This window comes from Desulfotomaculum sp., from assembly GCF_982386235.1.
Genome location: NZ_CEVWQM010000003.1, coordinates 59,851 through 84,597 on the forward strand (window position 1 = coordinate 59,851; position 24,747 = coordinate 84,597).

Annotated in this window: 25 protein-coding genes and 1 riboswitch; of the genes, 4 read left to right on the forward strand and 21 right to left on the reverse strand. The window is 45.0% G+C overall.

The window, feature by feature from the left end; all coding sequences use genetic code 11:
- Positions 1-96: 96 nt before the first annotated feature.
- From AC1U9Z_RS02355 to AC1U9Z_RS02435, 17 genes are all read right to left on the reverse strand, one after another.
- On the reverse strand, positions 97-747 hold the full coding sequence (locus AC1U9Z_RS02355; RefSeq protein WP_479955571.1) for an HAD family hydrolase: 651 nt from the start codon (positions 745-747) through the stop codon (positions 97-99).
- Between the two features lie 10 nt (positions 748-757).
- A complete protein-coding gene (gene thiE / locus AC1U9Z_RS02360) occupies positions 758-1,381 on the reverse strand; it encodes a thiamine phosphate synthase (protein ID WP_479955572.1) in 624 nt (207 codons plus the stop codon).
- On the reverse strand, positions 1,371-2,186 hold the full coding sequence (gene thiM / locus AC1U9Z_RS02365; RefSeq protein WP_479955573.1) for a hydroxyethylthiazole kinase: 816 nt from the start codon (positions 2,184-2,186) through the stop codon (positions 1,371-1,373). The genes thiE and thiM overlap by 11 nt, the downstream gene beginning before the upstream one ends.
- Before the next feature lie 42 nt (positions 2,187-2,228).
- Entirely contained in the window at positions 2,229-3,026 is a 798-nt protein-coding gene (gene thiD / locus AC1U9Z_RS02370) for a bifunctional hydroxymethylpyrimidine kinase/phosphomethylpyrimidine kinase (protein ID WP_479955574.1), read from the reverse strand.
- A gap of 105 nt (positions 3,027-3,131) precedes the next feature.
- A riboswitch (TPP riboswitch) is annotated at positions 3,132-3,230 on the reverse strand.
- Positions 3,231-3,363: 133 nt separating this feature from the next.
- Positions 3,364-4,296: a signal recognition particle-docking protein FtsY gene (gene ftsY, locus AC1U9Z_RS02375; protein ID WP_479955575.1), complete on the reverse strand. Its 933-nt coding sequence runs from the start codon at positions 4,294-4,296 to the stop codon at positions 3,364-3,366.
- A gap of 98 nt (positions 4,297-4,394) precedes the next feature.
- The gene (gene smc / locus AC1U9Z_RS02380) at positions 4,395-7,955 is read right to left on the reverse strand and encodes a chromosome segregation protein SMC (protein WP_479955576.1); all 3,561 of its coding nucleotides are present in this window, start codon (positions 7,953-7,955) and stop codon (positions 4,395-4,397) included.
- Positions 7,956-7,981: 26 nt separating this feature from the next.
- Entirely contained in the window at positions 7,982-8,722 is a 741-nt protein-coding gene (gene rnc, locus AC1U9Z_RS02385; protein ID WP_479955577.1) for a ribonuclease III, read from the reverse strand.
- Between the two features lie 17 nt (positions 8,723-8,739).
- Complete coding sequence (fabF, locus tag AC1U9Z_RS02390; protein WP_479955578.1) at positions 8,740-9,981, reverse strand: beta-ketoacyl-ACP synthase II; 1,242 nt, start codon at positions 9,979-9,981, stop codon at positions 8,740-8,742.
- Positions 9,982-10,288: 307 nt separating this feature from the next.
- Positions 10,289-10,513, reverse strand: coding sequence for an acyl carrier protein (acpP, locus tag AC1U9Z_RS02395; RefSeq protein ID WP_333530309.1), 225 nt, complete (start codon positions 10,511-10,513; stop codon positions 10,289-10,291).
- 71 nt (positions 10,514-10,584) lie between these two features.
- Positions 10,585-11,328, reverse strand: a complete 744-nt coding sequence (gene fabG, locus AC1U9Z_RS02400) for a 3-oxoacyl-[acyl-carrier-protein] reductase (protein WP_479955579.1) — start codon at positions 11,326-11,328, stop codon at positions 10,585-10,587.
- A 1-nt stretch (position 11,329) separates the two neighbouring features.
- Positions 11,330-12,274 (reverse strand): ACP S-malonyltransferase, encoded by a 945-nt coding sequence (gene fabD, locus AC1U9Z_RS02405; RefSeq protein WP_479955580.1) that lies wholly within the window; start codon positions 12,272-12,274, stop codon positions 11,330-11,332.
- A gap of 3 nt (positions 12,275-12,277) precedes the next feature.
- On the reverse strand, positions 12,278-13,225 hold the full coding sequence (fabK, locus tag AC1U9Z_RS02410; RefSeq protein WP_479955581.1) for an enoyl-[acyl-carrier-protein] reductase FabK: 948 nt from the start codon (positions 13,223-13,225) through the stop codon (positions 12,278-12,280).
- Positions 13,226-13,228: 3 nt separating this feature from the next.
- Positions 13,229-14,236 (reverse strand): beta-ketoacyl-ACP synthase III, encoded by a 1,008-nt coding sequence (locus AC1U9Z_RS02415; RefSeq protein ID WP_479955582.1) that lies wholly within the window; start codon positions 14,234-14,236, stop codon positions 13,229-13,231.
- A complete protein-coding gene (plsX, locus tag AC1U9Z_RS02420) occupies positions 14,237-15,235 on the reverse strand; it encodes a phosphate acyltransferase PlsX (RefSeq protein ID WP_479955656.1) in 999 nt (332 codons plus the stop codon).
- A complete protein-coding gene (gene fapR / locus AC1U9Z_RS02425; RefSeq protein ID WP_479955583.1) occupies positions 15,235-15,807 on the reverse strand; it encodes a transcription factor FapR in 573 nt (190 codons plus the stop codon). Before fapR ends, plsX begins: the two co-directional genes overlap by 1 nt.
- Before the next feature lie 160 nt (positions 15,808-15,967).
- Positions 15,968-16,150, reverse strand: a complete 183-nt coding sequence (gene rpmF, locus AC1U9Z_RS02430; RefSeq protein ID WP_479955584.1) for a 50S ribosomal protein L32 — start codon at positions 16,148-16,150, stop codon at positions 15,968-15,970.
- A 30-nt stretch (positions 16,151-16,180) separates the two neighbouring features.
- Positions 16,181-16,681: a YceD family protein gene (locus AC1U9Z_RS02435; protein WP_479955585.1), complete on the reverse strand. Its 501-nt coding sequence runs from the start codon at positions 16,679-16,681 to the stop codon at positions 16,181-16,183.
- A gap of 170 nt (positions 16,682-16,851) precedes the next feature.
- Between AC1U9Z_RS02435 and ylbJ the strand changes: the two genes are divergently transcribed.
- The 3 genes from ylbJ (at position 16,852) to AC1U9Z_RS02450 (ending at position 21,478) form a co-directional block, all read left to right on the forward strand.
- Positions 16,852-18,099, forward strand: coding sequence for a sporulation integral membrane protein YlbJ (ylbJ, locus tag AC1U9Z_RS02440; protein WP_479955586.1), 1,248 nt, complete (start codon positions 16,852-16,854; stop codon positions 18,097-18,099).
- 193 nt (positions 18,100-18,292) lie between these two features.
- The gene (locus AC1U9Z_RS02445; RefSeq protein WP_479955587.1) at positions 18,293-20,395 is read left to right on the forward strand and encodes an acetate--CoA ligase family protein; all 2,103 of its coding nucleotides are present in this window, start codon (positions 18,293-18,295) and stop codon (positions 20,393-20,395) included.
- Positions 20,396-20,428: 33 nt separating this feature from the next.
- Entirely contained in the window at positions 20,429-21,478 is a 1,050-nt protein-coding gene (locus AC1U9Z_RS02450; protein ID WP_479955588.1) for a phosphotransacetylase family protein, read from the forward strand.
- Between the two features lie 172 nt (positions 21,479-21,650).
- On the opposite strand, the gene AC1U9Z_RS02455 is transcribed toward AC1U9Z_RS02450, so the two are convergent.
- From AC1U9Z_RS02455 to rsmD, 3 genes are read right to left on the reverse strand one after another with little or no spacing between them, the layout of a single operon-like run.
- On the reverse strand, positions 21,651-22,091 hold the full coding sequence (locus AC1U9Z_RS02455; RefSeq protein ID WP_333530297.1) for an ATPase: 441 nt from the start codon (positions 22,089-22,091) through the stop codon (positions 21,651-21,653).
- 17 nt (positions 22,092-22,108) lie between these two features.
- Complete coding sequence (coaD, locus tag AC1U9Z_RS02460) at positions 22,109-22,597, reverse strand: pantetheine-phosphate adenylyltransferase (RefSeq protein ID WP_479955589.1); 489 nt, start codon at positions 22,595-22,597, stop codon at positions 22,109-22,111.
- Positions 22,598-22,609: 12 nt separating this feature from the next.
- Positions 22,610-23,158: a 16S rRNA (guanine(966)-N(2))-methyltransferase RsmD gene (gene rsmD / locus AC1U9Z_RS02465; protein WP_479955590.1), complete on the reverse strand. Its 549-nt coding sequence runs from the start codon at positions 23,156-23,158 to the stop codon at positions 22,610-22,612.
- 428 nt (positions 23,159-23,586) lie between these two features.
- Between rsmD and gpr the strand changes: the two genes are divergently transcribed.
- A complete protein-coding gene (gene gpr, locus AC1U9Z_RS02470) occupies positions 23,587-24,573 on the forward strand; it encodes a GPR endopeptidase (protein WP_333530294.1) in 987 nt (328 codons plus the stop codon).
- On the opposite strand, the gene AC1U9Z_RS02475 is transcribed toward gpr, so the two are convergent.
- On the reverse strand, positions 24,539-24,739 hold the full coding sequence (locus AC1U9Z_RS02475) for a hypothetical protein (protein ID WP_479955591.1): 201 nt from the start codon (positions 24,737-24,739) through the stop codon (positions 24,539-24,541). The genes gpr and AC1U9Z_RS02475 overlap by 35 nt on opposite strands.
- Between the last annotated feature and the right edge of the window lie 8 nt (positions 24,740-24,747).

The window sequence follows — 24,747 nt, forward strand, 5'->3', positions numbered from 1 at the left end:
ATTATTCCTCGTCCTTTGATTTTAATGATGATCGCATCCGGCTCGCTTGCCTGTAACCTTTCGATTGTACCCTTTAAGGGCGCGGGCCAAGCCTTTCTAAACAGGTATCGGAGCAAATTGAAAGTCATAAAGGACGCCATCTGCTGTCTTTAAAATACTCTCCCAAGATGCTGCGGAAGATTTGTCATAGACACCATAGACTTTCATTCCCGCTTCCCGTGCACTGCAAACAGCGGGAAAAATATCTTCAAATACAATACAATTTTCAGGCGCAACTTTCATCTTTTCAGCCGCGTAGAGAAAAATATCCGGAAATTCCTTTCCTCGTGCTACCTCCTCCGTTGAACACAGGACATCAAAAAGATCAAGTATTCGGTTATTTCGCAAAGCAGGGATATAAAGAACAGGAGGAAGACCTGTGGCTACAGCAAGCTTGGTGCCGCGTGCCTTTAACTTACTCAAATACTCTCCTGCATACTGCTTCATTCGTACAGTATGACTATACTTGGCTAGGGCCATGTCATTCCATTCGTTAATGATGGCAGCTGGTTCCTCTGAAAACCCGAACAACTTTATGGTATATTCAGCCGCCTCCTGAAAACTAAGGGCACAAATTTCATTGATATAATCATCCGGAACGGACAACCCTCGTTTTGCTAAAAATTCAACATCAATATCTTCCCAAACACCCATGGAATCAAGGAGAGTGCCGTCAAGGTCAAATATAGCCGCTTGAAAATCAATCATTCCTTTTCTCCTATGAGGACAGATTTTTTAGCTCTCTTGCCGCAGCTTTTATGTCCTGTGCCGAAAGAATAGCGGAAACCACAGCCAAGCCATTTATTCCTGTACCAATAAATTTTGGTATGGTCGCTTTATTGATACCGCCAATCACAACAATTGGAATCGATACATCGCTGCGTATCTGTCCAAGCTCAGCCAGCGATACCAGGTGTGCATCTGTTTTTGTCTCTGTTGCAAACATGGCCCCCACGCCGAGATAATCTGCACCGTCAGCCTGTGCCTGTTTCGCTTCCTGCAAAGTGGCAGCAGATACACCAAGAATTTTATTCGGTCCGATGATTCGTCGGACTGTTGCTGCGGGAAGGTCGTTCTGTCCAACATGTACACCTGCGGCATCAACAGCAAGGGCAATATCCACTCGGTCATTGATGATCAGTGGGATATCATAGCGATCGGTTATGCCCTTTACCTTTTGGGCGATCTTAAAAAAGTCAAGGGAAGATACGGTCTTTTCCCTGAGTTGTACCAATGTGCAGCCGCCCAGGATGGCACTTTCCACTGCTTCCGCCAACGAAGGAGCGTTCATTCGTTCGCGGTCGGTTACTAAATAGAGGGAATAGTCCACATTATACTTCATGGTATTTCATCTTTTCTTCCAATATATTTGCGTCCATCTTGCTGATGGCATCCAGAATTCCGATATGGAAACTGCCGTTTCCAACCTGACCAGCCTTCTCATAAGCCAGTTCACCTGCAATACCCATGCAAAGCAATGCCGCAACGGTTCCTTCCAAGGCCTGATTCGGCATCGCTCCGCAAAAGGAGCCAATCAAGGACGAACACATGCAGCCTGTTCCCGTCACACCGGAAAGTGCGGGATGTCCATTGTGAATATGCATGGTCCTCTTTCCATCGGAAACCGTATCCACAGCACCTGTAATTGCCACTACACAGCCCAGTCTTTGCGCCAAATTCCGGGCAATTTCCGCAGTATCTCCGCCATCCTGTTCAGAGGCATCCACTCCTTTTGTATTGGCCGAAAGCCCTGCAATAAAGCGAACCTCCGAAAGATTGCCGCGCACCACGGCAACTTTTACTTCGTTAAGAATGCGCGCGGCAGCTTCGTTGCGCAGCTTAGATGCGCCGGCTCCTACGGGATCAAATACCACAGGGATGCCATTTTGGTTGGCGCTCTTTCCGGCAATCAGCATTGCCTCTATCGTTCGGCTATTGAGCGTTCCGATATTGAGTACCACGGCGGAAGCAATGGCGGCCATATCACCTGCTTCTTCAATGGCGTCAGCCATGATGGGCGATGCACCAATGGACAGCGTAATATTGGCACAGTCATTTACTGTAACATAATTGGTAATATGATGGACAAGTGGCCTTTGACTGCGCACAAGAGTAAGCAGTTGGGCCATTTCCCTTGTATTTGTCATTTTTATTTCCTCCTATCATTAACCATTTTGTTAATGTTGTGCTTAGCGCAAACCATTGCGATAAAGGTCATAGAAGTGATGGGTTGGGCCATTTCCCTTGCCAATCGGCAAGGAATGTTCAATGGCAGTTGTTACATACCGCTTGGCACGTTCCATTGCTTCAGGAACGGAAAGTCCAAGAGCAAGGTTGGACGCAATAGCGGAAGAAAAGGTACAACCCGTGCCATGTGTGTTTTTCGTGTTGATGCGATGTGTTTCATAACGATAAATACGTTCACCGTCATATAAGACATCGACTGCATTGCCAACAGCATGTCCGCCTTTGACAATAATATTTTTACAGCCCATTTCATGAATCCTCTTGGCAGCGGTCTCCATGTCCCCTATATTGCTAATTTCCATGCGTGAGATCTTTTCTGCTTCCGGAATATTGGGAGTGAGAAAATCCGCGCAGGGGATAATGACCCTGATTAGCGTGTTAACTGCATCGGGATTCATCAATGGATAGCCGTTTTTGGCATACATCACAGGATCAACCACAATATTATTCGGTTTGTAATGATGAAGCCTTTCTGCAACTGCCTCCATGCAGGACGGTGTAGAAAGCATACCGATTTTCACAGCATGTACTTCAATATCCTCGAACACGGCGTCAATTTGCTTTTTGATCATATCAGGCGTAACATCCTGTATGTCGATGACACGGCTTGTATTTTCTGCTACCACCGATACAATCACGCTCATGCCAAAAACCCCATGGGCAGAAAATGTTTTGAGATCAGCCTGTATGCCAGCACCGCCGCTGCAATCCGATCCCGCAATACTTAATACGTTTTTCAAATATAAATCCTCCTTGTATAAAATTGAATAATAACCCTTAAAATGAATTAGGTTATCTAAACAAAAATCGGGTGCCATCCAAATTTCGGAAAGCACCCAATTACATAGTATAACGGATTTGCCTCCCTACGCTGGTCTTAACCAACAGGTTCAAAGGGTCAGGTTTTACCTTCTCAACTCCGAAGAGTCCCCCCGCAAAAAGTAGTATGATTCTTTTATCATTTATTACTTTGCTTCAACGTAACGTCATAATTATTGATAATTATTGTATAATAATCAATTGAATATGTCACTCAAAACTTTCGTTTTCGTCGCCAGACGTTTTAAAAATAATTTGTTATGATTCGTCTTCCTTCGATTTTCCGTATAGGGCATCGATAAAATCCTTCGGGTTAAAGGGACGCAAATCGTCCATGCGTTCGCCAATGCCAATGAGCTTAACTGGAATGGCCATTTCTGTTACGATGGAGGTTACCACCCCACCCTTCGCTGTACCATCTAATTTGGTTAAAGCAATACCGGTTACATTCACCGCTTCGCTAAAAACTTTAACTTGACTGAGGGCATTTTGGCCCGTGGTGGCATCCAGCACCAACAGTACCTCATGGGGCGCCCCGGGCATTTCCCGTGAAGTTATTTTGTGAACCTTTCTTAATTCCTCCATCAAGTTGCTTTTATTATGTAAACGACCAGCGGTATCAATTAAAAGAATATCTGCTTTACGGGAACGGGCAGCATGCACAGCATCATAGGCCACAGCCCCTGGATCGGAACCCTCCTGATGCTTGATCAGTTCCACCCCTACTCTTTCAGCCCATATCTCAAGTTGGTCAATGGCTGCGGCCCGGAAGGTATCTCCCGCTGCCAGCATGACCTTTTTACCCTGTTCCTTGTAATTATGGGCCATTTTCCCAATGGTAGTGGTTTTGCCTACACCATTTACCCCCACCACCATGATCACCGTGGGGCCGTCCTCACTTAGCTTAATGGGGGTCATTTTCTCACCCATTAAATATGCCAATTCCTCCTGGAATATATCTTTTAGGCGAGAAGCCTCCTGAACATTTCTGGCCTTGACACCTTTACGCACTCGTTCTACCAGCATCATGGCTGTATTGACCCCGACATCGGCCTGGATCAAAACCTCTTCTAACTCTTCATATAAATCTTCATCGATACCCTTACGACCAGTAACCACCTGATCAATTTTTTCAATAAAGCTATGGCGGGTTTTGCTTAAGCTTTCTTTTAGCCTGTTAAAAAAGCCCACTGTTAAACCTCCAGTTCAAACCTCAATATTTTGGCCAGGGCCTGTCCCTACTATAATGCCTGCTATCGAACCATGTCAACCTTACCCAGGTCCGTGTATTAGGCTAACTTCTTCTTTCCCTTGGCCTCATCCAAGGACATGGAAAGTAATTTAGTCACTCCCGTTTCGTCCATTGTTACGCCATAAAGAGCATCTGCTTTTTCCATTGTCCCTTTACGGTGGCTAATCACAATAAATTGAACTTCATCCGAGGTACGGCAGAGGTACTCAGCAAACCGATGTACATTGGCTTCATCCAAAGATGCTTCTATCTCATCCAGCACACAAAAGGGACTGGGTTTAAACTTTAATATGGCAAAAAGCAAAGCGATGGCTGTTAAAGCCCTCTCTCCTCCGGATAGCAAGGATAGGCTTTGGTTCTTTTTGCCAGGCGGCTGGGCAGTAATTTCGATGCCACAGGATAGCGTATCCCCTTCGGTAAGATTCATGCTGGCACCACCACCGCCGAATAATTGCTCAAATATCCGTGCAAAATTTTGATTGATGATCTTAAAGGCTGTTTCAAATTGACCGGACATCAACCGATTCAGTTCATCGATCAGCTGACCCAGGGAATTTCTGCTCTCTTCTAAATCAACTCTTTGTTCCTCCAGGAAGTTATATCTTGTTACAACTTCCTGATATTCTGTTTCAGCCCTTTCATTGACCGGACCCATCTCCGCCATACTTGATTTTAGCAGTTGTAATTCACTGCGAACCTGTTTTTTATTTGCTGCGGGCAATACCGTCATTTGAGCTGGATCATCGATCGCATGTTCCTTTAACCTTTCAGCTAATAGTTCTAATTCCGTTTGAATCCGAGCCTGCTGCAGTTCAAGGGAGTGAACCTTCTGACTGGTCTGCAACCATAGTTCCTGTTTTGCACGTAGGGTTTTTTCCTGTTCCTCAACCATACTAGCCGCGGTCTCCCGGCTAGCCTGGGCTTGCTTAAGATGTGCCTTGGCTTTACGATGCTCCTCTTGTAAACTTTTGAGATCCAAAGTCACTTGTGCTTGCTGTTGTGCCAATTCAGCATTTCTCTTGCATAAACCCTGGAGAAGTTCCTGGGACGCTGTAATTGTCGTCCTTCGCTCGTCCATTTCTTTTTCCAGTCGCTTAATAATTTTTTGTATACCAAGCATTTCCTGGTGTAATTCAGCCTGTCTTACCTTTTCCTGATTTACCTTGCTTTCCAGTTCTGCCTTTTGGTTCCTGGCTTTGGCAAGACCCTCTTGGGTTCGGTTAATTTCCCCTTGCAACTGTGTTAACTCCCCTTCCAAAAGGGATCGTTTTGTGCTGGCTTCCCTTTCAGACTGGGACCAATGTTCCATCTCTCGTTCAATGTTGTGCATTTGATAGTGGCTTTCCTGACGGCGTTCATTGGTGCGTGACAACTCTTCCCTGGTTTTGCTTAAATCCATTGCAGCGGCTTGGACATCTAAACCCAAGATTACTAACTTCTGTTGCAAATCCTTATTGCGCTCCAACCCTTGTTGTTGGAGTTGTTGTTGTTCTGTAAACTCCCTGGCTAAATCATTTACCTTTTGATGCAGTACCTGAACAACCTTTGCCAGCTCGTCCCTTTCCCGACGGGTATGCAGCATCCCACCCGCATTACGGACAGCTCCCCCACCGGTTAAGGATCCCCCAGGACTGAACAACTCTCCGGTAAGGGTTACAATGCGGATTCTTTGCTGCATTTGTCTGGCCACTTCGATGGCATTGCTCAGCGTATCCACCACAACCAGTCGGCCCAATAGCAGTTCAACCACCTGACGATATTTGCCTTCTGTTTTAATTAAATTCGCTGCCAAACCAATAACACCAGGCAAACCCAGTGCCCTTTTCTCCCAATCGCCGGCGGGGGTAGGTCGTAAGGAATCCAGGGGTAAAAAGGTTGCCCTGCCTAAATTATGTCTCTTTAAATATTCAATGGCTTCCTTGGCCTGACGGGAAGATTCTGTTACCAGGTTTTGCAATGCTCCCCCCAGGGCTGCTTCCATGGCAGTCTCAAATCCCCGGGGTACCTTAATCAGGTCTGCCACTGCACCACAGATACCAAGAGAACCGTCGTTTTTCTGATTGGTGGCCTTTAATAACTCCCGCACTGGTTTCATGAAACCACTATGTGAATGAAGGCTTTCTTCCAATACCTTTAAACGTGAATGCTTGGCAACCATTTCTTCCTTAGCGGTGGCTAGTTTAGCCTGGAGCTGAGATAGCACTTCCTGCAGTCGATGTAGTTCCCCTTCTGACCCATGATGGTCCTGCTCAACCTGCTGCCTTGCCAAATTAAGCTTTTCTGTCTTCTTCCTATAATCTTCTATCAGTAGACCAAGGGCCTGTTCCTTTTCTTGAGCATCCTCTAACACTTTTTTTAGGTGTTCTAAGCGATGGGCTAATTGCCCTTTTCTGTCATTGGCCTGGCTCTGTAAATTACGTTGGTTGGCAACCTTATTTAGTTGCTCGATTAAATCTGTATTAAGATTCTGGAATAACTCCTGCTTGCTCAATAGGTTTTGATCGATCTCTTTCAGCAAATCATCATAATCATTCTTTCCCTGAACACGCATGCATTCTTTAATCTCTTTACTCTTTACCTTTTCTTCCGTCCATTCTTGATTTAGCCGTTGTAACAAATCGGTTGATTCCTGGACCTCTTTCTCTACCCTTTGTTGTTCAAGCTTATTGTGATTAATTTGTTCCGTTATTAGATCATTTTTGTTATTTAACCGATCCATGCTGCTAACGAAGCCAAGAAACTTCTCTTTTAGAGCATTAATCTCTATTTCTATTTTATGGAGCTCAGACTTGGCCATTTCCAGTTCCTTTTCCATGGCTGGTCTTTCATCCTTATAATCTTCTTTAAGTTTTGTCAGTTGACTTTTTAAATCCTCTGCCTTAATCGTTAGGTCTTCCCAGTCTCTCCGATATAAAGATAAGGCCAAAGCACTGGCTTGATCGGATAAAACCTTATATTCTCTGGCCTTCGCTGCTTGTTGTGCCAGGGGCTCAAGGCGCCCTGCCAGTTCGTTAATGATATCTGAAACTCTGTTTAGATCTTGCTGCGCCACAGCTAATTTTCGTAAAGCTTCTTCTTTTCGATGACGGTATTTTACGATCCCGGCAGCTTCCTCAATAATTGAGCGCCTTTCCTCGGGTCGACTGCTCAAAATCTCATCTACCTTACCTTGCCCAATAAGAGAGTAGGCCCCGCGGCCTAAACCAGTATCCATAAACAGTGCATGGATATCCTTAAGCCTGCAGGGCACCTTATTAATTAAATACTCACTTTCCCCAGAACGATATAAACGTCTGGTAACGGATACTTCCTCATAGGGCAAGGAGAACATTTTGGCAGTGTTGTCCAAGGTTAGGGTTACTTCCGCCATACCAATGGGCTTTCTCTTGTAACTGCCGGCAAAAATAACATCCTCCATGCGTCCGCCCCTTAGTGAAGAGACCCGTTGTTCACCAAGACACCAGCTTATGGCATCGGAGATATTACTTTTGCCACTGCCGTTAGGGCCCACAACCACGGATAAACCTCGGTCAAACTCCAATTTAACACGGTCACCAAAGGACTTAAAGCCCTGAATATCCAATCTTTTTAAACCCAATACGCCTGCCCCCTGTTACCGCTTCTTTATCGGGTGGGTCCAACTAATTTAGCACTCGATTTCTTAATATCATCAATATTTTTAAAAGCATCCCTGGCTGCCCGTTGTTCAGCCTCTTTTTTGGAATGACCCCTGCCCTTACCAATAATTACGCCCCGGTAAATAACACCTGCTGTAAAGGTTTTATCGTGATCCGGGCCAGTTTCATCCATAATGGTATAGGTTAGAGGTTCCGGGGATGATTGTTGTAAAATCTCTTGTAGTTCCGTTTTATAATCCCTATCTAACCTTCCCGCCACAACATCATCAATGATCGGACTGAGTTGATTCAAAACAAAGTCCCTGGAGATGTCCAACCCCTGATCCAAGTAGATCGCACCTAGTAACGCCTCAAAGGCATCGGCCAGGATGGATGGCCGCTCCCTGCCGCCGGAACGCTCTTCACCACGCCCCATGCGCAGGCAACGGCCCAGATCCAATCCCCGGGCTACTTTAGCCAGCGAAGGTTCGCAGACCGAAGCAGCCCTCATTTTAGTAAGTTCGCCTTCCGTTCTATCGGGGAATAGTTTATATAAATGCTCACTAATAATTAGTTCTAAAACGGCATCCCCCAAAAATTCTAATCTTTGGTTATGGCATAGCCCATGTCCTCTGCTTTCATGCACACAAGAACTATGGGTCAGTGCTTGTATTAGTAAAGTGGGATTATGCCATTTAAACCCCAATCGTGTTTTCAGGCGATTGGTTTGCTCGTCCTGTTTAGACAATATGAATCACCAACGATCTAAAGATTAAACTTTTTAAAGACCAAGGTAACGTTATGACCCCCGAACCCAAAGGAATTGGAAAGTGCAACATCAACCTTCATTTCCTTTGCCTTGTTAGGAGCAAAATCCAGGTCAAAGGCAGGGTCAATATTATCTAAGTTAATGGTGGGGGGGACTAGACTATTTTTAACAGCCAATATCGAGGCAATCCCCTCAATGGCCCCAGCAGCCCCCAGCATATGCCCAGTCATCGATTTGGTAGAACTAACCACCAAGTTATAGGCATGTTCACCAAAAACTTTTTTAATCGCTCCCACTTCCGCCACATCCCCCACGGGAGTGGAGGTGCCATGGGCGTTAATGTACTGAACATCCTCCGGTTTTAGTCCTGCATCTTCCAGGGCCATGCGCATAGCGGATGATGCACCCGATCCTTCCGGATCCGAAGCAGTAATGTGGTAAGCGTCACAGGAACTGCCATAGCCGACTATTTCAGCATAAATATGGGCGCCCCTCTTTTGGGCATGTTCCAGGGTTTCTACTACCAGCATGGCGGCGCCTTCCCCCATGACAAAGCCATCCCGGTCGACATCAAAGGGTCTGCTGGCCCGTTCTGGTTCTTCATTGTTGGTGGACATGGCCTTAGCGGCACAGAAACCTGCCACCGCCAGTGGCGTAATGGGTGCTTCCGTTCCTCCGGTAATAACAACCTCCGCATTACCCCTCTGAATCAGCTTAAAGGCATCTCCAATGGCATTACCACTGGAAGCACAAGCTGTCACGGTTGTAATGTTCGTTCCTTTAAGGCCAAATTTTATCGCGATCTGACCGGCTGCCATGTTAGCAATCATCATTGGGATTAAGAAAGGACTGATCCTGCTGGGACCTCGATTAATCAGAATCTTGCATTGCTCCTCAAAGGTTTCCATCCCACCAATACCTGACCCAATAATTACACCGGTACGATCTTTATCCAACTCATTTAGATCAAGACCCGCATCCTCAATGGCCATTGCCGCAGAAACCACTGCATACTGAGAAAACTTGTCCATACGACGGGCTTCTTTTTTATCTAAATACTGGGAATAATCAAAGTCCTTTACCTCACCGGCAATTTGGGTAGCGTAGTCGGTCGGGTCGAATCTAGTGATTTTAGCAATTCCAGAAACCCCTGCTGTTAGAGCATTCCAGAATTTATCTAATCCGGTGCCTACAGGAGAGATTACTCCCATCCCTGTTACAACAACCCGTTTTAACAAAATAACTTCCTCCTTACATTCTTCTATGAAAAGAATAGGTACTTTATTCTTCAAGCCATTAGCTTTTAGCCTTTAGCTATCCCGAAAAATGGCCATGGGCCATCTCCTGAGCTAGCGAAGGATCTTCAAACATTGAAAGACTAACCCTTAAGGTCCCTCGCTAGCTCAGGATGACATTAAATTTTCATTCTTTGATGCTGCCGTTAAAGGCATGAAAGTCTTTTAGCTAAGGGCTAATAGCTAAAAGCTAATGGCTAATTGGGTAGTGGAAAAAAGCCCCGGTTTTTCTACCGGGACTTTTACCATATTACTGGCGGTCCTGGATAAATTTCACGGCATCTCCTACAGTGCGAATCTTTTCTGCCTCTTCATCAGGAATTTCCAGACCAAATTCTTCTTCTAAGGCCATGACTAATTCAACAATATCAAGAGAATCAGCACCCAGATCATCCACAAAAGAAGCTTCCATTGTTACATCAGCTTCCTCAACACCCAGTTGATCTACAATAATTGCTTTAATCTTATCAAACACAACTTCACCCCCCTCCGGGAATTAAATCTTGATCACTTAATTTATGAATATCGGGCAAATAGCCGCGATAGTTAGATTGAAATTCCTCCATCAACCCCAATGACTTGCCCTGTTATATAGCTGCAGAAATCGCTGGCCAAGAAGGCAACGATGCTAGCTACATCTTCTGGTTTTCCCAGACGGTTTAAGGCAACGGCTGAGGTTAACTTTTCTTTGGCATCCGGGGTTAAATGCTCTGTCATTTCGGTCATAATAAAGCCCGGTGCCACAGCATTTACCGTAATATTGCGCGGGCCAAGTTCTTTCGCCATTGATTTAGTAAGGCCGATTAAACCTGCCTTGGCCGCAGCATAGTTGGCTTGGCCTGCATTGCCATACTGCCCAACGACTGAAGAAATGTTAATAATGCGACCAGAGCGGGCCTTCACCATCGGTCTGGCCACAGCCTTAATGGTATTAAAGGCAGATTTAAGGTTCACAGATAATACGGTGTCCCAATCCTCTTCCTTCATTCTCAGAATTAAATTATCCCGGGTAACTCCGGCATTATTCACCAGAATATCGATTTTACCAAACTCAGTTAGAGCTGCACTGACCATCTCTTGTACTTGTTGTGTATCCGCTACATCAGCCTGATAAACCAATGCCCGACGTCCTAACTTGCGTATGGCAGCAGCGGTTTCTTCCGCAGCCTCCACCCGTCCAGCATAATTTACAACGATATCTGCCTGGGCTCCGGCCAGAGCCAAAGCAATGGCTTTACCAATACCCCGGGATGCCCCGGTGACAATGGCAACTTTACCGTTCAGAAACATTTTAGCCAACCTCCTTGAACAGTGCAAGGACTTTTTCCAAGCTTGCCATATCTTCTAAGTTACTGGTGCTTATTCCCTTGTTAATTTTCTTAACCAAACCGCATAATACCTTGCCAGGCCCTAATTCAACCACAGCACGAACACCCTCTGTTGCCATCCTTTGGACACTGTCTTCCCAAAGCACAGCTCCGGATATCTGCTTAATCAAAGAATCCTTAACCTCTGCTGCTGTCCTCACATAGTCAGCACTGACATTGGCTATAACTGGTATTTTAGGATCAAGAATTGAAACCTGGGCCAGTACTTCCGCCAATCTTTCACCGGCCGGAGCCATTAAACTGGAATGAAAGGGACCACTGACTGCCAGCTCCATGGCTCTTTTGGCACCGGCTCCCCGGCACAGTTCCATTGCCAACTTCAAAGCGGTCTTTTCCCCGGCAATGACGATTTGCCCCGGACAGTTAAAATTCACTGGCTCAACCACTCCGTTGGCGGACGCCTCCTGACAACAGGCAATAACCTTTTCCCTGGCCAAATTTAGAATGGCTGCCATACCACCGAAGCCAACCGGCGCGGCCTCTTGCATAAACTTCCCTCTCTGCCGTACAACCTTGATGGCATCCGAAAACTCTAGGGAACCGGCTGCCACCAGAGCAGAGTATTCACCTAGACTATGACCTGCCACCACGGTGGGCAACAACCCCGATTCCTGCTGTAAAACCCTCAGTGCCGCTACACTCATGGCCAGTAATGCAGGCTGTGTATTTACAGTGCTGTTAAGATCTTCCACCGGCCCCTCAAAGCATAATTTGGTTACGTTAAAGCCAAGTGCATCGTTCGCCTCTTCAAGGGTTTGACGAACCACCGAAAAATTGTCATACAAATCCCTACCCATACCCACATATTGGGAACCCTGGCCAGGGAATACAAATGCTGTGTTAGACAATTTCTAAAACTCCCCTCTGGCTAAGCGCCCTATTACTTGCTCAGCACCACCAATTATGTCCTGAATGATCGCCGCCGCCGGCTCAATTTTCTTGACCATGGCACAAATTTGCCCGGCCATTACGGACCCCTGCTGAATATCCCCTTCTACCATAGCCATTCTTAGCCGGCCGGCACCCAACTTTTCCAGTTCATCCGGAGAAGCACCCTGACGTTCTCTTTCTTCAAAGTGCCTGGTTAACTTATTACGAACAACCCGCACAGGATGGCCAGTGGTACGGCCAGTTACAACTGTTTCACGGTCTTTAGCCTTGATAATAACCTCTTTAACATTATCATGGATGGTACATTCCGCAGCACACATAAATCGGGTCCCCATTTGGATACCCTGGGCACCCAGAGCTAAGGCAGCCACCAAGCCTCTACCGTCAAAGAAGCCTCCGGCTGCAATAACTGGAATATCTACTGCATCCACCACCTGGGGTACCAGGGGCATGGTATGCAATTCCCCAATATGTCCCCCGGACTCTCCGCCCTCAGCAATGAGAGCATCCACACCCGCCCTGGCCATACGTTGACCTAGGGCCACAGAGGCAACAACGGGTATCACTTTGGTGCCAATTCCCTTTAAGGCGGGCACATATTTGCCCGGATTGCCAGCTCCGGTGGTAACCACAGGAACCCTTTCCTGGACGATTAGCTGCATGTTTTGTTCTGTAAAGGGAGACATTAGCATAATATTTACCCCAAAGGGTTTGTTTGTTAACCTTTTAGCCTTACTAATCTGTTCCTCAAGCCATTCAGTTGGTGCATGTCCTGACCCAATGATGCCCAAGCCACCAGCTTCGGAAACAGCTGCAGCCAATTCTGCGGTGGAGACCCAAGCCATACCGCCTTGCAAAATGGGGTACTCAACTCCTAATAAAGTACATAGCCTGGTATTTATCCTCATGTACTATCCCTGCCTTTCGCCCCACTTCAATACAACTCCACCAGAAGTTAAACCAGCCCCAAAGGCCACCATAACGATGTTGTCCCCTGCTTTTATGCGGCCAGTTTCCACGGCCTCTGCCAAAGCAATGGGAATAGAAGCGGAAGAGGTATTCCCGTAGCGGTCTAAATTTACAACAACTTTATCCATGGATAAACCTAATCTTTTAGCGGCATGTTCAATGATCCGATGGTTAGCCTGGTGAGGAATTAAGAGATCAATATCACTTAACTCTAAATTCGCCGCTTTGACCAGATTTAATGATTCTTCTTCCATAACCCTGACTGCATAGCGAAAGACTTCTTTGCCATTCATATGCACATAATGAAGCTTTTTCTCCAAAGTCAAGGGATCAGCCGGCATCTTCGAACCACCTGCCGGTATATAGAGATGTTGCCAGCCAGATCCCTCAGCACTTAACTTAGTGGCCAACACGCCTTCGCCTGCATGAACCGGACCAACCACCACAGCACCGGCCCCATCACCAAACAGGACGCAGGTGTTGCGATCCTCCCAGTTAACAACCTTGGATAGGTTCTCTGACCCAATAACAAGAATATGCTTCATTGCTCCGGTGGCTATAAATTGTGTGGCGATGGTTAGACCATAGACAAAGCCAGTACAACCTGCTTCTAAATCAAAGGCGCCAGCCCTGGTTGCACCCAGTTCCTGCTGCACCAGGCAGGCCCCTGCCGGTATAATCATATCCTTCGAACAGGTGGTTAAGATAATCAGATCCAATTCCTCTGGTCCTATGCCAGCATTCTCCAGTGCCTTACGGGAGGCCCGCAGGGCTAAATCCGATGTGGACATTTCTGGTTCAGCAATTCTACGTTCCTTGACCCCAGAACGTGACTTTATCCATTCGTCGGTGGTATCGACCATTTTTTCTAATTCTTTATTGGTAAGTATCCGTTCCGGCAGATAACTCCCTACCCCTAGAATACCAGCCTGAATTAGGTGGTTGGGCATCTATTCCTCTACCCCCTTGTCATTTTCCAGACTCTTTCTAATGGCCGGAACCAGTCCCTGTTCAACTGTCTCCTTAGCCACTCTTAAGGCGTTCTTAATCGCCCTGGCCTTCGAACTGCCATGACAAATCACCGAAACCCCGTTAACACCCAGTAGGGGTGCACCGCCATATTCAGCATAATCCATGCGACGCTTAAACCCGCCCATCATATGCATGATACGTTCCGTTCCGATAACATCTTCCAGTCTACCCAATTCTTGTTTAAACATCCCCAATATACTCATGGCCAGCCCCTCAGCTGACTTTAAAATAACGTTTCCCACAAAACCATCACAAACTGCTACATCACTGCTGCCAAGGAAAAGCTCTCTTCCCTCGACATTGCCAACAAAATTAATATTCGTTTCCTTTAACAGCTCATAGGTCGCTAAAGTCAATTCATTGCCTTTGGTTTCTTCAGAACCAATATTCACCAAGCCCACCTTGGGTGCAGGTAACCCTAAGACCTTTTCCGCGTAGAGAGAACCCATAATAGCAAACTGTTTAAGATGCTGGGGACGACAGTCCACATTGGCCCCGGCATCCAAAAGCACCAATGCACCCTTGGCAGTTGGCAGTAATGTACTAATGGCAGGGCGATCTACACCGGCAATACGACCCAAAATAAGTAAGGAGGAAGCCATTTGCGCTCCGGTATTGCCCGCTGATACGATGGCATCAGCGGCACCTTCCTTAACCAGTTTGGTTGCCACCACAATGGATGAGTTCTTCTTTTTACGGATGGCACTAACCGGATGTTCGTGCATACCCACTGCTTCTGGTGCATGAACGATGGAAATGAGATTATCTACAAAATTTCCAGATAATTCTCTTTCAATTTTTTCCTGATCCCCCACTAAAATTATCTCAATTCCTAATTCCTGGGCTGCATCCCTGGCACCTCGAACGATTTCCATCGGTGCATGATCGCCACCCATCGCATCTAACGCAATCTTAATCACTGGTTCTCCTCCTCTGCCAGGACAAAAACTATAAAAATCCCTTCCAAGACCACTGTTTCTCCTACCTGGGAGATAACCCTGACCGTCGTTCTATTCCCTTTTTGGCTGCCGATTTCTGCTCGACAAACCACTAAATCCCCTGACTTAACTTGGTGTTTAAATCTTACCCTGATATCACCTGTTAAGGCAATCTCTGCATCAATGATGGCAACGGCCAAAGAGTTTGCCTGGGCAAATAAATGATGTCCCCTTGCCACCTGATTTTTTCGCAGGGTCATTTCCGGTGTTATCTTTAAAAGTGATACGCCAAAACTACCTACTTTAATATCCAGCAGATCACCAACTAATTCGTCACTTCCCAGGGAACGAACCGAATTGTTAGTTTGTAGTGCGGTTTTCATCCGTTCTCTTAACTCAGGAATATGTAACTCAGACCGGTCCAGCCTGATGGTCTGAATACTTACACCAAACATACCTGCCAGTTCTTCGTCCTTAAGCAGGGGATTGTTTTGTAGATACCGGATCAAGTTTTTTTGCCGAAAAACTTTACCGCTGCCTCTTTTGGTCATAAAACCACCACAATATAATTAGTACCTGGTCCTAATTATAACCATATACTAGGTCAATTGCAAACCATTTCTCCTTGTTTTTTCCTTATAATGTAAATTTTTTCTTTATAATAATAAAGAAAAAACCCCTTCTCCCATGGAGAAAGGGTGCATTTTCACATTATTTATTGGCAGCAATAACTTCACGGTTCTTGTAGTAACCACATTCAGGGCAAAGATGATGTGGCTGGATCAAGACACGGCACTGCGGGCATGCTACCAAGCTGGGGGCTTCTAACTTCATATTCATAGCCCGGCGCTGTCTTCCCCGGTGCTTAGCAAGTTTCCTATGTGGAACACCCATTTTATTACACCCCCTTCAAGGAATTAAAAATTATTGTTGTAATTTTTTAAGTACAGCCAACCTTGGATCGATGGCTTTGCTTTCGCAGTCACACTGCTTTATATTTAGGTTACACCCACAGCCCTGGCATAAACCAGCACAGTCAGGTGAACAAACCACTCGCATGGGTATCGCCATTAATAGTGACTTAATTACCTCAGGCTCAATATCAAGGTCTTCTCCATCAAACTCAATCATTTCATCGTCTGGGTCATTTAAATCCCTTGTTCTGCCATAGATTTCATCAATCGTAGTATGTAAATTTAATTGAAAAGGTTCTAAACAACTCACACAATTGGTGGAAACGAAGGCCCTGGCCTCTCCCTTAAGCAAAAAGTTATTGTTCCTATTCATAATCTCACCGGAGACTTCTACTGGATCGATAAAGGTAAACTTCTGCCCACTTACCGTGATTTCATCAAGCTTCTTTTTAAATTCAAAGTTAATTCCTTCGCCAGCAGCATTCCTAATTTTTAGGATATTTATCTTCACTTGTTCACAAGTCACCTCGATTAACAAAATTCATTATATAAAGTGGCTAATTATTTGTCAAGGAAAATTACTGTATAATGGCAAACTGTCTGAAGCAAGTGGTCTAAAGTTAAGTATTTCCATTTATATATATGCTAAGGACTTTAATCAAAGGTACGGGGTGATATGGTTTGTCCTTAAAAAACCGCGGTCCTTTTTCTTTATTAAACAAACAAGAATACAAATCCCTGGTCTGGGTAGGTTTAGCCCTCTGTTTTGTATTGGGTATGATTATCCAACCCAAAATTGTCTATGAAGGTTCAGTAAATGGCCTTAAAACATGGTTTAATATTGTCCTTCCATCCCTGCTTCCCTTTTTTATAGCTTCGGAAATCCTCATGAAGTTAGGTCTTGTGCGCTTTATGGGGGTACTGCTGGAACCAGTTATGCGTCCCCTGTTTAACGTGCCCGGGGCCGGTGCCTTTGTCATGGTTATTGGTTTTACCAGTGGTTATCCGATTGGCAGTATGGTCACTGCCAACCTGCGGCAACAGGGACTGTGTACCAGAATAGAAGCCGAACGATTAATGAGCTTCACAAACAATTCCAGTCCTCTGTTTATGCTTACTGCCGTGTCAGTGGGTATGTTTGGGCGACCTGAATTGGGCGTTGTTATTGCGGGCTCCCATTACCTGGCAAATTTAGTATTAGGGCTGTTACTTCGTTTTCATGGTCGTGAAGATCGTAGTTTTGAGCAAAGCTTCCCTTCCTCCCGAAACATAAAACATGCCATTAGGGCCTTCCTGCATGATGCCTCCCAGGGTCGCCCACCCCTGGGTCAGCTCCTGGGAGAAGCAGTTGGTTCTTCCGTAAATAAACTATTAAACATCGGTGGGTTTATTATCTTGTTTGCCGTGATTATTCGATTGCTGGATTACGTAGGAGTCATAAAATTGCTGGCAGCCGTCCTGGGGGTACTATTAATCCCTCTGGGCTTCTCACCTGAAATATTTCAAGCCTTGGCCAGTGGCATGTTTGAAATGACCATTGGCACAAAGCTAGCATCCGAGGCCAATGCAACCGAATTACAAAGACTGATGGCAGTGGCAATGGTTTTAGGTTGGAGTGGCCTTTCTATTCATGCCCAGGTTGCTTCTATGATCGCCAAGACGGATATACGCATGGGAATTTTTGTGTTCACTCGAATTGCCCATGCAGCATTAGCAACCTTTTTTACTTGGCTGCTCTATAAGCCGCTAGGGATCACCACGGTCTTTACCGTACCAGTTTTCCAACCCATCTATCAACATTTTTCCTACTCTCCCTTTCTTATTTTGACCGGATTACTTTTAATCATGCTCTCTGCCACTTTTGCTTTAATCCTGGTTGGTTTATTTATTCATATCGTGTTCAGTTTTTATAAAAAACTAACAAGATAGTTGCGGAATTTCACTTTCTTAAAGAGGTATTGGGATTTGTTCTGTGGAAACAATAATTTAATATCTGTAAATGATTAGCCGTGAACTGGCTCTTAGCCTTTAGCTCTTAGTATTTAGTTCTTTGCTTAGACTAATGTCCAACAGCTAATAGCTAATAGCGACTGTCTATTCACATGCAAGGGTGGTGAAGTAAATGGCAGAATTAACCCCATTATTGGCCATTCATTCAGTAGCCATAATCGGGGCTTCCAAAAAGACCGGCAAAGTTGGCAATGTTTTGGTAAGGAATGTTATTAATAGTGGTTTTACTGGGGAAATATTTCCGGTTAACCCAACGGAAAAGGAGATTGAGGGTCTTGTTTGTTACCAAGGGATCCGTGATATTCCCAAGCCCATTGATCTAGCCGTTGTTTGCGTTCCTGCACTAAACTGTCCAGATGTAATGGAGGAATGTGGTAAAAAAGGCATTAAGCTTGCCGTGGTTATTTCTTCTTACTTTAGTGAAATCGGCCCAGAAGGACTTAAACTGGAAAAAAGACTTACTCATATTTGCAATAAATACGGTATACGAATGTTTGGTCCTAACTGCGAGGGGATTTTGGATACTCTCATACCGATCAATGCCTCTATCTCCCCATCATTCCCTATGCAAGGTGATATTGGTTTCATATCCCAAAGTGGTGCCATCTTGCTATCCATTATGGACTGGTCCAAAACAGTAGGTTTAGGCTTTAGCCGGGTTTTTAGTCTGGGTAATAAGGCCGATTTATGTGAAACAGGTTTAATTCATTACTTAGCGGATGATCCTTCAACGAAAGTAATCCTTTGTTATCTCGAAGATGTTCGAAAGGGCGAGGAATTTTTAGAGGCAGCCAGTCAGGCAAGCCAAAAAAAGCCGGTTATTGTACTTAAATTCGGTGCCAGTCAGGCCGGTGCCCTAGCAGCTTCCTCTCACACAGGGGTGGTGGGCAGTGACCTAGCCTATGAGACTGCTTTTACCCAGGCAGGTATTTTACGGGCCCGAACAATGACCGAGCTATTTGATTTAGCGAAAAGTTTTTCCTACCAGCCATTACCAAAGGGGGATCGGGTGGCAATCATCACCAATGCAGGTGGACCAGGTATTGTGGCTTCAGATACGGTAGAAAATTTCGGTTTGTCTATGGCACGCTTTGAAAAAGAGACCTTAGACTCCCTGAGAGAAAACCTACCTCTTGAGGCTAATATTTACAACCCTGTGGATATTGTTTTTGATGCCAAAGCGGACCGTTATGGCTTTGCCTTAGAAGCCGTGCTAAAAGATCCGAATGTAGACAGTGTGGTTATTATCGTTTGTCCTACGGCAGCGGCAGATCCTGAAAATATTGCCAGAACAATTATTGGCCTACGTGATCGCTACCCAGACAAACCTATTTTTGCTATTTATATGGGAGGTTTTGCTCTGGCTGAAGGGGCCAAAATGTTGACTAGAGCCAAAATTCCCAGTTTTACCTTTCCAGAACCAGCCATTTCTAGCATTTCAGGTATGGCAAAATATACTCGCCGGGCAGATAAGCAGACTGAAGGTGAAGAGATCTCCTTTACCGATATAGACTCCAACCGAGTAAAGGCCATTTTTTATGATGTAATCCGTGATCGACGCAGTGTGCTCCTAGGCAGCGAAGCTGCAGCCGTAGCAACAGCCTATGGAATTTCCGCAGTACCCGTTAAATTAGCAATAACACCCGAGGAAGCCGTAGCAATCGCGGAGACCATGGGCTACCCGGTGATTCTAAAGGTGGCTTCACCAAAGATTTTACACAAAACGGATGTGAGAGGCGTAAGCGGCGGCCTAAATAATGCCACGGAAGTTCACAACGCATTCCTTGATGTGATCGAAAATGTCCAACGTTATTTGCCGAATGTTATTCCCTATGGCATTGAGGTTAATAAAATGATGCCTAAGGGTACGGAGCTGATTGTTGGCATGACCCGGGATGTCCAGTTTGGCCCCTTAATTGCCTTTGGCTTAGGAGGGGTTTACGTAAATCTCTTAAAGGATGTCTCCTTTCGATTAGCAAAGGGCATCACCTTGGCGGAAATTGCCGCTATGATTTCAGAAACAAAGGCTTCCACCCTATTGCGGGGCTTCCGGGGCGAAAAACCGGCAGATATCATGAGTCTCATTGATATGATTGCACGGGCAGCAAAATTAATCTCAGATTTTGAAGAAATTAGTGAACTGGAAATCAACCCACTTTTTTCTTATCCTAACGGTTATGCCGCCCTCGATATTAAAATCACCATTGAATTGTAACAGCAATATATAAAACAACAGGAGGTGTTACCTGTGAAAAGCCTCTATATTATGGGTTCTGTGGGCAGTGGTAAAACTGCTATGGCAGTGGGACTTGCATTAAAATTTAAGCAAGAGGGATTAAAAGTAGCCTATTTTAAACCCGTTGGCAGTACGACTTTAACTTCCAAGGCCGATGAAGATGCCATCTTGATGAAAGAATTATTAAATATGCCTGAACCCCTGGAAATAATCTCACCTATAATAGCCAGTCCCCTCTATCTATCCCGAGGTAATCGATCTACCGAAATGCTGCGGGCGATTAAAGAGGCCTTTACTAAGGTATCCACAAACACAGACATCGTTATTATTGACAGTGCCATCTACCCTTACGCCCTAAGCACCATTGGTTTGGATTCACCCTCTTTGGCGGTTGAACTAAATGCCTCAGCCATCTACCTAATCAACGCCAAGAATGATTATACCTTGGATGAATCCGTTTTCCACAATCGATATATACAAAGTCGTGGTGTAAATCTTTTAGGCAATATATTTACCCATGTACCTATACCAATTCAAGCAAAAATTGAAGGGGTCTATAAGCCTTTACTGGCTGACATAGGCTTTTCCACCTTGGGTATTATTCCTAAACAAAGGGTACTATCTTCGCCATCCGTGGCCCAGGTACATGAACTATTAGGCGGGGAATTATTAACCGGGGAAGACAATCTTGATCTCCTAACCGAGGATATCATCGTGGGGGCAATGACCATTGAAAGTGCTCTGGTCCATTTACGCCGCGGCAACAACAAAATCTTCCTTATCGGCGGTGACCGCGCAGATATGGCTTTGGCAGCCCTGGAAACAAGCACGTCGGTAATCGTCCTTACCGGAGGCCTCTACCCCGATGTAAAAGTAATTAACCGTGCCATGGAAAAAGGTGTTCCTGTATTATTGGTTCACTATGACACCTATACGGCTATTGAACGCCTGAGTGAACTGGCTGGCCGCATTACACCTAAAAATCAAAACTGCATTCGCAAGGCCATTGAAAACGTAGAACGTTACTGTGATTGGCAAGGAATACTCAGAGAGTGCAAATAAAAAAGGATGGCGTATGCCATCCTTTTAGCTGTTAGCCTTCAGCCCTCAGCTTTTAAGAGGTGTGCCTTGGGCCATGAGCTTGGTTTTCCTTTAGGATATATAAGCTTTGTGATAACGAGGTAATCGGTTATTATCAAGGTAGCAAAAAAAGCCGAAGGCTGACGGCTTTAATTTACTTTCTCAACTCATCCCTGCCCTGTTGAATCTCCTCCAGCATCTTACCCAGCTTGTTCTCCATGGATTGGAGAAGTTCATCGGCATATCCCCTGGCACCATGCCGAATTTGGGCGGCAACCTCTTCGGCCTTTTTAATCGTTTCTTGGCCTAGTAATTCTGCCTTTTTTACAATTTCATGGTCTTCTGCCTTTTGTTCGATTTCTCTGGAAACATCTTCCAGCATGCGTTGAGCTTCTTTTTTAGACTCAGACAGCACCTTGTCTCTTTCTTTGACAAGCCACTTTGCCTGGCGAACTTCTTCAGGAAGCGAGGTGCGAATACGATCAAGGTAGTCTAAAACCTTATTTTCATCTACCATGACACGTCTAGTCATCGGCACCTTGGGGCTCTCCTCAATGAGTTCTTCCAGCTCATTCAGGATATTAAAGAGCTCCACAGTTTATCCCTCCTTGGTTATTTACCATAGCCGTATTTCTCTTTTATTTTTTGAGCAACCAGCTCCGGAACCATGCCACTCAAGCAACCACTAAAGGAGGCAACTTCCTTCACCGTTGTGGAACTAACGAAAGAATACTCGGCTTTGGTCATTAGGTAAATAGTTTCTATCTTTGGTTCCAATTTCTTATTTGTTAAAGCAAAAACAAATTCATTTTCAAAATCAGTAATGACCCTTAATCCCCGCACAATGGCAACCGCGTTTTTATTTATAGCATAGTGAACGGTAAGCCCATCAAAGGTATCTACACTAACATTAGAATATTTATCTAAAATCGTTTTTAAAATATCAACCCGTTCTTCCACTGAAAAAAGTGATTTTGATTTTTGAGTATTTTTGGCCACTGTAACAATAAGGTGATCAAAAAGTCCGATGGATCGTTCAATAATATCAATATGACCATTCGTAACAGGATCAAAGCTGCCGGGGTAAATCCCTATACGCATTGATTTTCCTCCTCAAAGCCTATAGAATGACAACATGGTATCTCCATACCGCTCCCGTCGAAATACCCTTAAACCCCCTACCATATCTGGCGGCAGGTCTGTCCTATCACTCTCCACTATCAATATTCCTTCATTTGTTAGTAGATCATATTCTAGAACTTTTTGCAGCGTAGGTATTTCAAAGCCCTTTTTATAGGGAGGGTCAATAAAAATCAACTCAAAGCTTTCTTTTTTTCTACCAAGTACTTGAATGGCTTGACTTACCTCGGTTGTCATTACCTCTGCCTTATCCAGTACATTGCATAATCTCAAATTTTCTCCAATGATTTTACTGGTATTGCGATCTTTTTCCACCAAAACAGCCTTTGCTGCACCTCGACTTAGGGCTTCTATAGCAACGGCACCTGTGCCACTAAATAAATCCAGTATTCGACTGCCTGGCACCTCATAGGAAAGAATATTAAAGAGAGCCTCTCTTACCCTATCCGATGTAGGCCGTGTGGACATTCCCTTAGGACTCTTTAAATTTCGTCCCTTGGCGGTTCCGGCAATAATGCGCAATACGAATAATTCCTCCTAAAACCTGGTTTGTGTTATACCTTAACATTCATTATTATAACACACTCGATTAAAAAAAATCGTTTTTTTTACATTGTAGACAAGTTTTGTATAAATTAGCTCTAGGAGGAACAGGATATTTATTAGCCGTCAGCCTTTAGCTTTTAGCACTTAGCAGCCTAAAAATGGTCCTGGGCCATGCGCTGTTGGCCTTGGGTTTTAGGCCATCAGCCGTCAGCCTGAGCTAGCAAAGGATCTTTTTCATCATTGAAAGGCTATCTGCAAGATCCTTCGCTAGCTCACGATGACAAAAAACATATACCCCAAAGTAAAACAATCATACAAGCCCAAGGCCCACGATGCATGGTTCAAGGCCTTCTCCATTGGCTATCCTAAAACTTGAAGGCTGATGGCTAATAAAGGAGGTTCTTATGGATACTAATTTCTTTAAAAACAACAACATAAGTCTAGATCTGGCGGTGGAGGCCAGGGAGGTAGTGCGGGGTCAAACAGGACAGGAAATACCTGGTTGTATTATGGAGAAGGAAAGCTATGACCATGCCACGGTAACAATTGTGCGAGTGGTAGAAAAATATGCAGAAGAAATAATGGGCAAACCACAGGGTAATTATATTACCATTGAGGCTCCTTCAATTCGTGAAAACAGCAAACAGTCCCATCAGGAGATTGCTGAAATCTTAGCCAAACAGTTATCTTCCTTATTTAGTTTGCCAGAACACGCCAATGTATTAGTGGTTGGTCTAGGAAATTGGAACGCCACGCCGGATGCCCTAGGCCCCAAGGTAGTGGGAATGACCCTCGTGACCAGACATATGTACAACTATGCCCCTGAGGAAATCCGGGGTGGCATGCGTTCGGTAAGTGCCCTCTCTCCCGGGGTGTTAGGTCTGACCGGCATTGAAACTGCAGAAATCATTAAGGGTGTAGTCGAAAAAATCAAACCTGAACTAGTAATCGCAGTAGACGCTTTAGCTTCTAGGTCAATTGAAAGAATTGGTACAACCATTCAACTTGCAGATACAGGCATAGCACCCGGTTCAGGAGTAGGAAATAAACGCAAAGGGCTAAATATCGAAACACTTGGTGTAAAAACAATTGCCATCGGTGTACCCACTGTTGTCCCAGCAGCGGTTATTGCCGGGGAAACATTGGATCGCTTAGTTGAACAAGCTAAAGATAAACCAGAGTTACAGGGCATCTATCAAAATATGAACTCGGAAAGCTTCCAGCCCATCATCAATGCTATCTTACAGCCCTATACTTCTGGTCAATTAATGGTAACCCCCAAGGAAATAGACACCCTCATTGAAAGCACCGCCAAAATCATTGCCGGTGGCATTTCCCTTGCCCTTCACCCAGCCATTAGTGCTGAGGAGTATAGTCAGTATTTGCATTAAACTCGGCATCGTTACCATGATCGGTTTTTGTTAAATAATCAGCACCGGTGGTTGGCTGAGTTAGACCGATCTTATTGCTTTCATCCGTATGACCAATTTCCTGTCCTACCTCAAAACGACTGGTATCTCTTTGTTTAAATTGAGATTTTTTATTATTTGCTGGCATCGTCATCA